At 56.3% G+C, this 12,533-nt stretch carries 11 protein-coding genes; 6 read left to right on the top strand and 5 right to left on the bottom strand.

Going from position 1 to position 12,533, the window contains the following annotated elements:
• The first annotated feature begins 60 nt into the window (after positions 1–60).
• Together EGK14_RS16500 and EGK14_RS16495 are read left to right on the top strand one after the other, a co-directional pair.
• Positions 61–528, top strand: a complete 468-nt coding sequence (locus EGK14_RS16500; RefSeq protein WP_125290190.1) for an OsmC family protein — start codon at positions 61–63, stop codon at positions 526–528.
• A gap of 32 nt (positions 529–560) precedes the next feature.
• Positions 561–941 (top strand): DUF4440 domain-containing protein, encoded by a 381-nt coding sequence (locus EGK14_RS16495; protein WP_125290189.1) that lies wholly within the window; start codon positions 561–563, stop codon positions 939–941.
• Between the two features lie 22 nt (positions 942–963).
• On the opposite strand, the gene EGK14_RS16490 is transcribed toward EGK14_RS16495, so the two are convergent.
• Positions 964–1,749 carry a helix-turn-helix transcriptional regulator gene (locus EGK14_RS16490; protein ID WP_125290188.1) on the bottom strand — a complete coding sequence of 262 codons (786 nt, stop codon included), beginning with the start codon at positions 1,747–1,749 and terminating at the stop codon, positions 964–966.
• A gap of 96 nt (positions 1,750–1,845) precedes the next feature.
• Between EGK14_RS16490 and EGK14_RS16485 the strand changes: the two genes are divergently transcribed.
• From EGK14_RS16485 to EGK14_RS16475, 3 genes are all read left to right on the top strand, one after another.
• On the top strand, positions 1,846–2,604 hold the full coding sequence (locus tag EGK14_RS16485; protein WP_125290187.1) for a class I SAM-dependent methyltransferase: 759 nt from the start codon (positions 1,846–1,848) through the stop codon (positions 2,602–2,604).
• Between the two features lie 238 nt (positions 2,605–2,842).
• On the top strand, positions 2,843–3,376 hold the full coding sequence (locus EGK14_RS16480; protein ID WP_125290186.1) for a hypothetical protein: 534 nt from the start codon (positions 2,843–2,845) through the stop codon (positions 3,374–3,376).
• Between the two features lie 68 nt (positions 3,377–3,444).
• Positions 3,445–3,834: a hypothetical protein gene (locus EGK14_RS16475; RefSeq protein WP_125290185.1), complete on the top strand. Its 390-nt coding sequence runs from the start codon at positions 3,445–3,447 to the stop codon at positions 3,832–3,834.
• 120 nt (positions 3,835–3,954) lie between these two features.
• Here EGK14_RS16475 and cspA read toward each other — a convergent pair whose 3' ends face one another.
• Both cspA and EGK14_RS16465 read right to left on the bottom strand, forming a co-directional pair.
• The gene (gene cspA / locus EGK14_RS16470; RefSeq protein ID WP_125290184.1) at positions 3,955–4,167 is read right to left on the bottom strand and encodes an RNA chaperone/antiterminator CspA; all 213 of its coding nucleotides are present in this window, start codon (positions 4,165–4,167) and stop codon (positions 3,955–3,957) included.
• 479 nt (positions 4,168–4,646) lie between these two features.
• Positions 4,647–5,576 (bottom strand): alpha/beta fold hydrolase, encoded by a 930-nt coding sequence (locus EGK14_RS16465; RefSeq protein ID WP_125290183.1) that lies wholly within the window; start codon positions 5,574–5,576, stop codon positions 4,647–4,649.
• A 416-nt stretch (positions 5,577–5,992) separates the two neighbouring features.
• On the opposite strand from EGK14_RS16465, the gene EGK14_RS16460 reads away from it, so the two are divergent.
• Positions 5,993–9,796 (top strand): NAD(P)-binding protein, encoded by a 3,804-nt coding sequence (locus EGK14_RS16460; RefSeq protein WP_125290182.1) that lies wholly within the window; start codon positions 5,993–5,995, stop codon positions 9,794–9,796.
• A gap of 311 nt (positions 9,797–10,107) precedes the next feature.
• Here the strand turns inward: EGK14_RS16460 and EGK14_RS21625 are convergent, their stop codons facing one another.
• Entirely contained in the window at positions 10,108–11,013 is a 906-nt protein-coding gene (locus tag EGK14_RS21625) for a hypothetical protein (protein ID WP_125290181.1), read from the bottom strand.
• A complete protein-coding gene (locus tag EGK14_RS16450) occupies positions 10,998–12,113 on the bottom strand; it encodes a type IV toxin-antitoxin system AbiEi family antitoxin (RefSeq protein ID WP_125290180.1) in 1,116 nt (371 codons plus the stop codon). The genes EGK14_RS21625 and EGK14_RS16450 overlap by 16 nt, the downstream gene beginning before the upstream one ends.
• Positions 12,114–12,533: the final 420 nt, after the last annotated feature.

Here is a 12,533-nt window from a genome sequence, read left to right as displayed (position 1 = left end):
TAATACGGGAAGAAAGCGCTAATCTTCTGATTTTGTTAATAACAGGACAGAAGAAGCGCTATGGCAGATCGCGAGCATGACTATCAGGTGGCCGTGGAGTGGACCGGCAACAAAGGCCAGGGCACCGAAAATTACAAGGCCTACGACCGCCAGTTTAAGGTGGTAGCGGGCGCTAAAGCAGAGATAGCCGGCTCCTCCGATCCCTCTTTTCTGGGCGACGCCAGCCGCTGGAATCCCGAAGAGATGCTGCTGGCTTCCGCTTCCGCCTGCCATAAATTGTGGTATCTGCACCTGTGCGCTGAGGCGGGTATCAGCGTGCAAAGCTACCGTGACAGGGCGGAGGGCACCATGCTGGAAGCCAGACGGGGCCGTTTTACCCGTATTGTCCTGAAGCCGCAAATCACGCTACGCGCGGGTGACGATATTGCCCTGGCGACAGCGCTGCACGAAAAAGCGCATGAACAGTGTTTTATTGCCAACTCGCTGAACTTTCCGGTACTTTGCGAGCCGACTATCAAACACGCCTGAGTGACAACGACGTTAACCCAACCGGAGAAGTTATGAACCCTTATTTTACGGAAGTTATCGCTGCCCACGTGGCGATTAAAAACTGGCTTGGTCAGGGTAGCGGCGACGTGCAGGCGCTTTTAAATCGCTTCAGCGCGGACTTTGTGATGATCCCTCCAACCGGCCTCTGCATGGATATGGCCAGCGTAAGCGATTTTTTTCTGGCACAGCGCGGCGGCAGGCCGGGGCTGGCTATCGAGCTTGAGGAACTGACGCTGGTGGAAAGCTGGCCCGGCGGCGCGGTAGTACGCTATCTTGAACGGCAGACGCGGCCAGCCGCAGCCGCCACCGCGCGCTGGTCAACGGCGGTGTTCCGGCTGGTCGGCGGCCATCCACAGTGGGTTTCCCTGCACGAAACCTGGCAAAACGCGTAACCGACGCGCTCTGGCTGGCGCTTCAGCAGCCCGCATCCGGGATCAGCATAATCATTTTCAGCGAACGGTTACTGCTCAGCTGCCAGCTGAGATGGCGATAGCGCTGCTCGCCAAGCTGCGGATGCCGAAAAATACGTTTACCGCCTTCCCGCCCGATAACCTGCTGTAGCGACCAGAAGGCCTGAAACCTGGCGTTCTCCTGCATCCGGCTGACAAACGCGTTCAGCGCCTGGTCGTGCGGATAGTGCATGGTATCGGCGCGCAGCTCCGCCACGATCCTTTTGGCCCGCCCTTCCCAGTCCACCACCAGGTGCTGCGCCAGCGGATGCATGAACATAAAGTCCATCATATTCGGCTGCTCATCCTTATCCAGCCAGCCCTGAAACAGCGCCGCCGTCGGCGCGTTCCACGCCAGAATATGCCAGGTTAAATCAAGCAGATAGCAGGGGTCGCTGACCTGATGTACCGCCGCCAACACCGTATTTTCAATCGCCGGCACCGGCGCTTCCTGGGGATCGCTCTGTTGCGCCAGCCGGAACAAATAATCGCGCTCGGCCGGCTTCATTTGCAGCGTATTGGCGATATTCGCCAGCGTCTGCGCCGAAACCACAATCTCTCTACCCTGCTCTATCCATGTGTACCAGGTCGTGCTGATACCGCTCAGCAGCGCCACTTCCTCGCGCCGCAGGCCTTTGGTTCTTCTTCTGGCTACGACAGGCAGGCCCAGCTTCTCTGGCGAGGTCTTTTCCCGCTGGCTGCGCAGAAAAGCGCCCAGCGCCTTTGGGCCGACAAGCCATGTCTCGCTCATACAGGTTACTCCTGATACCAGTATAATTGCCCATATTGTACCCGTTTAACGCCGGTCGTATAGTGCTCTGACCCTCCCCAGGAAAGGCGTTTTACAATGAAAAACAGTCATGAAACACTGGTTGAGACCCAGTTCGGCCACCGCGCGCAGGCTTATCTGCACAGCAGCATTCACGCACAGGGCGCCGATCTGCAAAGGCTGGGCGAATGGTTAAGCCACGACGCGCACGCCACGCTGCTGGATATTGGCTGCGGCGCAGGCCATGCCAGCTTTACCGCAGCGGACAGGGTTGCGCAGGTAACCGCTTACGATCTGTCAGAAAAGATGCTGGATGTGGTGCGTGAAGCGGCTAAGGTGCGCGGGTTGACCAATCTGACCACTGCGCAGGGGCCAGCGGAAGCGCTGCCCTTTGCCGCAGCGAGTTTTGATGTGGTTATCAGCCGCTATTCCGCGCATCACTGGCACGACGTCGGTCAGGCGCTGCGCGAGGTCAAACGCGTTTTGAAGCCGGGCGGTAAATTTATCCTGATGGATATTGCCTCGCCTGGCCAGCCGGTACAGGATGTCTGGCTGCAAACGGTCGAGATGCTGCGCGATCCTTCTCACGTACGCAATTACTCGCAGGGCGACTGGCTGAAGAGGGTGAACGAAAGCGGAATGATCGTTAACCGGCTGGTGATGGATCGCCTGGATCTGGCGTTCGCTTCGTGGATCGAAAGAATGCAAACGCCGCAGACGCTGACGCAGGCGATCCTTTTGCTGCAGGAAAAAGCGTCCGCCAGCGTGAAGCGGCATTATGCCCTCCAGCCGGACGGATCCTTTAGCACCGATACCCTGATGTTTCAGGCGCAATAGCCCTGTCCTGTTTTGTTCATCTTCAGCTTTCTGATGCGTTTGAGCGGCATTTTTTTCATCAGCTGGCCAAAACGCATCACGTTGCGGCCTTGCAAACGCCGCGTGCCGGTCAGTTTTGCCCCTTTTATAACCGTAGCAGGCTCATTCAGCCACGGTTTCCATCTTTCGCCGTGTCGCTCTGGCGTGCCAGGGGTAATCAGGCCATAGTTATCGGGTGCAGTCTTTAAGGAAAAATAGAATGAGAATAGCCTGTTTGGGTTGGGGATCGCTTATCTGGAAATCCGGCGTGCTGCCGGTTGAGGGCGAATGGCGTCAGGATGGGCCGCTCGTGCCGATAGAATTTTCCCGCATCAGCGACGGCGGCGAGCTGGCGACGGCTATCTGTATCAACGCCGATCCCGTTCCTGCGCTGTGGGCATGGCTGACGGTTGACGACCTTGCGACGGCGTGTGAGCTATTGAAAGTCCGCGAGGCCATCCCGGCACAGCGTAGCGACGGTATCGGCTCGCTGATAGTGACCGACAGGCCGGCAGGCGCGCTGGCTAAATGGGCACACAACCGGCATATCGATGCGGTTATCTGGACGGCTCTGCCGCCGTGCTGCGATAAGATTGAAAGCCGTACGCCTTCTTTAGAGACGGCGCTGGCCTATCTGGGCAGCCTGACGGGCGAGACGCGGGAACATGCTAAAGATTATATCTGCCGGGTGCCGGCGCAGATCGACACCGCTTACCGTCGGGCCATTGTAGCAAGCTTAGGCTGGACTGGCTAAACGCCCGCCTTTTTGCACGTTATGTTTTTCCGGTAGCGTGTCGCGAGGCGACTTCACAGGGAGGTACGATGCGCAGGTTCTGGAAGCCCCTTTCTTACTTTATTACGCTTTTATTGGGCGGCCTGCTGACGCTGGCCTGCCTGGCGGCGCTGATGATTTACTCACGCGTTGCGCCTGCCGATGAGGCTTTTCAGCAGGCCTGTCCGCGCTTTACGCCGGAAGAGGTCCGTGAGGAATATATTCGGTCGTGGCTGCGCTCGGCTGGAAAAGATGAGCGGAAAGCGGCTATCGGCCTGGACAGCCTGAGTTTTAATACCGCCCCGACTTTCGGGGGCAAGACGTGGTTCGGCAAGCTCCAGGTCAGCGGCAGCAAAGGCAGTGATGAAGCTTACGTCATTCTGGACTGCCGTACGGGGATGTTCGATTATTCGGGAACTGAACTCTCCTCCGGGCGGTAACGTCCTTTTCCACAGACGTAAAAAAACCCGCACGAGGCGGGTTTTTTGTCACTGTTATTATTTTCCACTTAACTGCTCAGGCTGCTGCCTTCATCGCTATCGTAAGTGTGGTAATAATATTTACAGTGCGACGACGTTTGCAGCTGAAGGGCCTTTAGCACCATTTTCGATGGTGAATTCTACCTTCTGGCCTTCGTCCAGCGTTTTGTAGTCATTACCCTGGATTGCAGAGAAATGTACAAATACGTCTTTGCTGCCGTCCTGCGGAGAAATGAAGCCGAAACCTTTATCCGCGTTAAACCATTTTACTAAACCAGTCATTTTACCAGACATCGATACTTCCTTAATTTTGAGCCACTTAAATTGGCGTGAAGGCCTGTTTCCAGAGCATAACTTATTGGGCACTTAGAAGAAGATCAGGAGGAAGGATATCGTTGGATAACGCTTGCGCTGAGGACTGCTTTACTAAAACTGCTTTCATAAGGTCTGTATTCCAAACCGATGACGCTATTAAGTCATGCCTGACTCAGTTAAGCAACGTTTATTTTTTATATTTTATCCGCGCTGGTTTTTTTGGCCGGCGGTTTAGAAACCAGCCGGCGCCAATACACTATGATTTTTCGCTATTGCGCTGGCCCGCTGCGGCAAAAAAGGCGCTGGCGCTTTCTTCTCTTTTCATGCACTTAACTCAAATCCGCCTGCGGAAGCGCGTTTAATGATAAAGGAAACTTACACTCGCTATAGCAGCCTGCAAATTAAGACCATCGTCATCACCGGCGGCGCAAGCGGGATCGGCGCGGATCTGGTTGCGGCTATCCCTTATCCTCAGCCAGAAAAGGCAGCAGCGTCGCCAGCACTTTTTCCGGCACTTCTTCCTGAGGCGAATGCCCGCACGGCAGCGCCTCGCCACTGACGTACAGGGCTTTTTCCCGCCATGTGGCGACCACGTCGTAAAGCTGGCCTACCGTGCCCTTCTCGCCCCACAGCAGCAGCAAAGGGCAACGGATACGTTGATCGCTGTCCGCCGCGTCGTCTGCCAGATCGATTGTCGCCGAGGCGCGATAATCTTCGCAGGCCGCGTGGATCATCGCTGGATCGCGGTAACAGCGCAGATAATCGGCAAAAATTTCCGGCTCCGTGGCGCCTGGCGTCTTCAGCTGTGCTTCAATATGCTTTTGCAGGAAAAAAGCCGGATCGTTGCCGATCATTTTTTCCGGCAGCGGCTCAGGCTGGATCAGGAAAAACCACCAGAAATAGCGGGTTGCAAACGCTTTGTCGGTCTGCGCATACATGGTTGCCGTGGGCGCAATATCGAGAAAAACGCAGCGCTCCACTCTTTCAGGATAATCCAGCGCCAGCCGGTGTCCGACGCGGCCGCCGCGATCGTGGCCGACAAAAGCGAAACGGTCATAGCCCAGCACGTCCATCAGCTGGGCAACGTCCTGCGCCATCACTTTTTTGGAATAGCAGCGGTGATCGGCATCGCCTGACGGTTTATCGCTATCGCCATAGCCGCGCAGATCCGGCATCACCACCCTGTAATGCTGGCTCAGCGCCGGCGCAATCTTCCGCCAGACCAGATGGTTCTGCGGATGCCCGTGCAGCAGCACCAGCGGCTTACCCTGCCCCATAACGGCAACGCGCAGCGTCATCCCGTTTGGCAGCTTTACGTCCTTAAGCGCGCAATCCGCAATAAACGGAGATGCGCCTCTTGCGGTTTCAACCTGTTGATCTGTTGCCATTTCACGCTCCCGTTAATGTCATCCCCTGGGTATAAGACGGCGTTTCTGTTTTCGGGCCGTCTTCTCGTCGAAAAAGTTTAGCGTGCTTTTACAGCGCCAGAACTTTCCTTAAAGAGACGAAAATCACATTGCATTTCCGGATGCTGTCTATAATCAGTACAAAGTTTCGCCGTCAGGCTGAGTATTGCCCGCGGCGCAGCGACTTGTGCGGTTCAGTCTCCAGCCGCCTTTTCTTCTGCTCCTCACTGATTTTACCGCTTCCTCCTGTTCGCCAGCTTACGGCGAATAGTGCCTTTTTTACGGCGTGGAAACGGTTTTCGGACCGATGTTAATCGGCCTGCACAGCTGCTACCCAGCCGTCGGCACCCTGACGCTGGCGGGAAAATATTCTCTTTTAAACGGTAAGGGAATTTTGCATGGCGCTATTTCGCAGTTTTTGGCAGGCAGGTTACGAGGGAGCCGATCACATTAATCCGCAGGGTCTGCGCCTGTCGATGAATGCGATTACCGACCACCTGACGCAGGCCCGACAGGATTATGCCCGGCTTAAACGTTTTAATATTGCTACCGTGCGCGAAAGCGTCGGCTGGCGGCTCGCTGAAACGGCAAAGGGCTACGATTTTTCTTCCGTCGCGTTGCGAATGCAGGCCGCACGCGAACACGATATACAGATCTCCTGGACGCTGTGCCACTACGGCTGGCCTGAATACCTGAACCTGTTTTCTTCCGAATTTATCAGCAGTTTCGCTGCATTTTGCCGCGCATTAGCGGAATTTCTGGCGCCGTTTTACGCAGGAGCGGAAGCGCCAGTTTACGCGCCGATGAATGAGATTTCCTTTCTGAGCTGGGGCATCTCGGTTGGCCTGTTCGCCTGTGCGGGCGGCCCGGAAAATGACCGTGCGCTGGCCGCCAAACGTCAGCTGGTGCGCGCCACGCTGGCCGCCTGTGACGCCATTCGGCTGGCCGATCCGCGTGCGCGCTTTCTGCACTGCGATCCCCTGATCCACGTTATCGCCGATGAAGAAAACGAAGCCTGTCGGCAGGCAGCCCGCAGCATGACCGAATCGCAATATCAGGCCTGGGATATGATCGCGGGCCGCTGCGAACCCGAGCTGGGCGGTGCGCCGCACTATCTGGATCTGATTGGTGTTAATTATTATCACGACAATCAGTGGGAAGCGTTTTCCGGCCGTCGGCTCTACTGGCATCTTGGCGACGCGCGCCGTAAGCCGCTGCATGCGCTGCTGCATGGGCTACATAACCGCTACCAGCGACCGCTGCTGCTGGCCGAAACCAGCCATGTCGGCAGCGGACGCGGCGCCTGGATCGCCGAGATCGGCTCGCAGCTTGCGCAGGCGCAGCTGGCTGGCGTTGCAATAAGCGGCGCTTGCCTCTATCCGATTATCGATCGCCCGCTTTGGGAAGATACCGCTTTCTGGACCCGCAGCGGCTTGTGGGATCTCGACCGCCAGGGGGCCGATCCCTGTGCCCGCCAGCTTCAACACCCCTATGACCATGCTCTGCTCCTGGCGCAGCGAACGATGCGCCGTTTTCATTCCTTTATCACGTCGGCCAGGGAAGCCCGGGAGAATAATATGAAAATGCCAGTCCTGATTGTCTTTAGTCATCTGCGTTGGGGATTTGTTTTTCAGCGCCCTCAGCATCTGCTGACCCGCCTCGCGCAGCACTACCGCATCCTGTTTGTCGAAGAGCCGATTTATCAGGCGGGAGCGGAAGAACTCCATACCAGCAGCCCGGCGCCCAACGTGACGGTGGTGCAGCCGCATACCGACGTCAACGCGCCGGGTTTTCACGATAGCCAGATCGCGCCGCTTCAGCTTCTGCTCGCCACGCTGATCGATGAGGATGAGCAGCCGCTGATTTGGTTCTATACGCCTATGGCGCTACCGTTGCTGACGGGGCTGAAGCCGCGCGCCATTATCTACGACTGCATGGATGAGCTGTCGGCGTTCGATCAGGCGCCGCGCCAGCTTCAACAGCGTGAATCCGCACTGATGAGCCGGGCCGATCTGGTATTTACCGGCGGCACCAGCCTGTACGAGGCGAAAAAAAGCAAACACCCTCACGTGCACTGCTTTCCCAGCAGCGTAGACGCGGTGCATTTTGAACAGGCGCTGGATCGCAGCAACGGCCATCCTTTGCAGGAGGATCTGCCGCCGCTGCGCATGGGCTACTATGGCGTGATCGACGAGCGTCTGGATCTGCCGCTTATTGCGGCGCTGGCCGACAGCCATCCGGAGTGGCAGATCGTTATGGTCGGGCCGGTGGTGAAAATCGATCCGGCGACGCTGCCGCAGCGCGGCAATATTTACTGGTTCGGGCAGCAGCCTTATCAGGCGCTGCCGCAGTTTCTCGCGGGCTGGGATGTCTGCCTGATGCCCTTCGCCCTGAACGCCTCCACGCGCTATATCAGCCCAACCAAAGTGCTGGAATATATGGCGGCTCGTCTGCCGATCGTCAGCACGGCTATCGCTGACGTGCAGCGACATTACGCGGGACTGGTGGAAATTGCCGATAGTCACGCGGCCTTTATCCACGCCTGTGAAAAGATGCTGAAACTGGCGTCGGACGCTCGCCAGACGCTCGCCGCCAGGATGCGCGCCAAAGTGGCGGAAACTTCCTGGGATCGCACTGCGGATCGAATGCACGAGCTGATGAGTCAGACTGTTGTCGCCCACGCCGCGCCGTCAGCCGCCGACGCCGCCGTTAAGGCACAGGATATCGCCTGGCTTAACGTGCAGTCTGAAGAGGCAGAGAAGATCCCCTGTCTGATTATCGGTGCCGGGCCGACCGGCCTGAGCGCGGGCTATCACTATGGTGAAGGCGCCGTGCTGCTGGAAAAAAACGCCGCGCCGGGCGGCTGGTGCCGTTCGGTCGAACACGACGGTTTCACCTTCGATTACGCTGGCCATATTATGTTTTCCCAGGATCCCTACGTGCTCCAGCTTTACGAGATGCTGCTGGGCGATAACCTGCACTGGCAGGATCGGGAGGCATGGGTTTACAGCGAGGGCGTACACACCCGCTATCCTTTCCAGTCCGCGCTGCATGGCCTGCCGCCGGAAGTGATCAAAGAGTGCATCCTTGGCGCGATCGAAGCGCGCTATGGCGAGGCCGAAGCGCAGGCGGTGCCGCTTAACGCCGCGGCCGCCAGGGATTTACGCCGCACGGAGAACCGCCTTAGCCACCGTGACTGCTGCGCGGATGGATCGGTGCCCGATGAAACGTGCGCGCTGACCGCCGGCAAGCCGGAAAATTTTGAGCAGTTTATCCTGCATACCTGGGGAAAAGGCATCGCGCGTTATTTTGCGCTGCCCTACAACAACAAGCTGTGGAAGCTGCCGCTGAGCGAAATGGAAACCTCATGGCTCGGCGGCCGCGTGCCCTTACCGGATTTGGATCAGATTATCGACGGCGCGCTGAAGCCGCTGGCGAAGCCGGTCGGCCCAAACGCCCGCTTCGGCTATCCGCTGCGCGGCGGTTTTCAGGCGCTGATGTCCGGTTTTTTACCCCATCTGAAATGCAGGCTGGAAACCAATGCCGCTATCGTCAAGATCCTGCCGCAGGCGCGCATCGCGCTGCTGGCCGACGGGCGGGCCTTTCGCTACGAGCAGCTGATCAATACTATGCCGCTGCCGGAACTGATCGTTCTGATGGGCGACGAAGCGCCGCAAAACGTGCAGGCGGCCGCCAGGCACTTGCGTCATGTGTCGGTGCGCTGCGTCAACCTGGGCATCGGCCGCGCTAACCTTAGCGAGAAACACTGGATTTACTATCCGGGCGAGACGATCTTCCACCGCATTTTCCTGCAAGGCAACGCCAGTCCGTTTAATAACCCGCAAGATGGCTTTGGCCTGACCTGCGAAATCAGCTATTGCGCGGAGCACCCTTTGCCGCTGGAAGGCGACGCGCTGATAGCCCGCTGCGTGGAGGATTGTATTCGGGTCGGTATTATCCGCGCCGACGATCCCGTGATTACCGCCAGCGAGGTCGATATGCCTTACGCCTACGTGGTTTACGACCATTACCGTCAGGCGAACGTCGCGTTAATCCGCCAGTGGCTGCTGACCCAGGATATTCATTTGTCGGGTCGCTATAGCGAGTGGGAGTACTACAATTCGGATCATGCTTTCCTGGCCGGTAAGCGCGCGGCAGAGAACGTGAAAAGCGAGGGCGTCGCTACCAGCACGCTGGGTTAATCCGCTGCGGCCATAAAACTGCGGCCATAAAAAAACCCCGTACAAACGGGGTTTTTGCTGTTCAGTCTGCCCAGGCCTTGGCCCGGCGAGAATAATCAGAACGGGAAAGGGTAGCCGAGGCAGCTTGCGTATTTTCCATTATCAATCAATTAGTTGATATAAAAACAGCATGTCATAATCACGGATAATGAAAAGCAGCCAGCAACACGCAGGCCAAAACTTCACACGCTTGTCGAATACCGACTACACGGCATAGCTGAAGCTCGCTACATTGCATTACCCCTTATGCCCCCTTTGCCATTCGGAACAGCTTACAAGGCTCTTGCCCGTTGCGTCTCAATCTCGGCCAGCAAGCTCTGGATTAACCCTGCTGCAAAACGCTGCCGCCCAACAAGCTCATCTTCGTCGTCCTCGCCGTAGAAGCGTGCGTAGGCGACAGCCCCCACCTTCTCATAGCCTTCACCATGCCTGTCGTCCCCAAAGCGTCTTGCGAGCGCCGATAGCCCGTCCTGCAGCGCCTCTGGGTGCTGCTCTGAACGAATGCGCTCAACAAACAGGGCTGCGACTTCCTTTACCGAGCCTGAGTATCTGATCACATGGACCAGGTCGGCGGCATCCTTCCTCTCCTGTCGTTGATCCAGAGCCAGCGCTTTCAAAATGACAAATGCTGGCACGTCTGCAAATCGTACAATATCTACGGATAGACCATCACCATCCAGGAGTTGGGCAGAAATTTCCTTCTCCTGATACCAATCGTGGACGATTCGTGCATGCTTGATTGCGAGTGCCGATACTTTTTCCCCGTCGACGCTGATGGTTTTACCAGGTTCCTCATCACCGGCATCCCGGAGAAGCTCAACGACTACCTCGATGTGGTCATTGACCTTGCGGCGCCATCGCCAGGATGCAGATTGTCCCTCTTCGACCCACCGGGTAAAGCCACGGGCTTTTAGCTGCTTCGCAAGACTGACGTATTCGTTGCCAGCTGCCAGTACCTCCAGATTTAATACAATGTCCACGTCAGAAGTCCCCGCATGCATCGGAACATCAGGCGGAGTCGCTGGCGTAAGATAACGAGGAACCAGACCACCGATAAGTCTGAGGGTTTCCTTCAGATTTCCAAAGGCGCTCAGCAGTGTGAGTAACGTCCTCTCGCACGCCGAAGTAACATCTTGATCGTATCCAGCCGCTGTACGAGGCTTCAGTCCTTTTGCCATAACGACTGCAAACGCTTCCTGATATGTTCAGCTAATTCTTTGTTGCGGCCTCGGCCATCCAGCAAATCCAGGTAAAGAATGTAAGGACTTGCGAAAAAGACAGGATGATCCGGGTGCACATCCCGGTAAAGCAAGCTCGCGGATTCGCGCTCGATGAGCGTGACGTTGGCCCCTTTATTAACGGGCTTCAGGCCCAGCACGTCAGCCATTCTCTCTGTGTAGCCCTTGGGCACTATGATTTCCGCCCCCTCAGTACTGGTCAGCAACGGGGCGTAAACATTAGCTGCAGCAACACCTGTGAACGCCCAAGGAAAATCCACCTTCTGACGGTCTATCCGTTCCGACAGGTGAGCCAGCAGATGCCTGGGATTTTCGACAAAGGTATACCACTTCGACTTCTTTTCTTTGCGCTCCTGCCACTGCTCAGACCAGGCGTCTAAAAGCTTATCAGGGCGAGTGAGCATTCTACGCTTGCTCGGCCCTCCACCTACAGACTCCACCCACTCACATAACGTCAGCTCCTTCAACACGAGAGAGCAGGTGTACGCGGAGGTTTCAGCTTGTTCGGCCAGCTCTGTACCTGTTAGCCACCCATGACTATTCATCAAAAGCGCGTGGATTACGCTTTCACGAGCCTCTGTGAACAGATCAATACTCCGGGTATTCTTTTTGGAACGGTGAGGAGGCTTTTCAATATTGACGAACCAGCCATCGTGCTTTAGGTAAAGACTACCTCCCAGCTCGAATGAGGCAATATTTTTTTCCCTGAGCTCCTGCTTAGCCCCTGGGCTCAGTACGCCTGCCGCAAGCAGTCCAATAGCTTCGTGACGATGATGAGTTTCGTCCATGCTTCTGCACAGCTGGTACACAGCATTCCTTAAGTCTCTTGGGTAGACCACCCTTTTAACTTCTACGAATACCAGCAGGGTTTTACCTGGAGCCTTGATCTCGACCATGCCATCAAGCTCAACCCCACGAAACTCTTGTGAAGCATCGTGCACCGAGACTTCGGAGCCGAATGCCTCAGCAAGCGCCTGCACCAGCGCATCCAGCATCTGCCTTTCGAATTCAGGCCCTGAACGATGTGAGTAGCGGTCCATAACTTTAGCCTCCAATGCATTATTAGCTGAACAGCAAAGAAAGGCATATCAGCTAATATTTAGGCTTTATAGTAGCATTAGCTACGCAGCTAACAAGCTAATTTGGGCTAAGCTTTGGGTCTTCACGCCTGCATTGGTGAGCATGCCTGTGACGTGAAAATCACCTGCAGGGGAATACTGAGAATAAGTTACTCTGTTGAGGCCTATGAGCGACCAGCACTCAGGCCCCGTACTTATCAAATCCTCCCGTCCTCAAACACGATTAGCCTGACGGTCGCAACACGAAACAGAACAAATACTTCTGTCAACTTTACACTCATCTTTGACTATCCTCCGGCCAACACTCACGGCTCAAAACTTTACATTTACCGGGGCAAAGAAAAAGCCCCAGGATCTTTATTCCGGGGGCCTTTAGGGGAA

It is taken from the genome of Erwinia sp. 198, from assembly GCF_003937915.1.
In the GTDB taxonomy this organism is placed as follows: domain Bacteria; phylum Pseudomonadota; class Gammaproteobacteria; order Enterobacterales; family Enterobacteriaceae; genus Erwinia; species Erwinia aeris.
The sequence above is the reverse complement of the archived record's forward strand: the minus strand, read 5'-3'. Positions and strand labels throughout refer to the sequence as shown.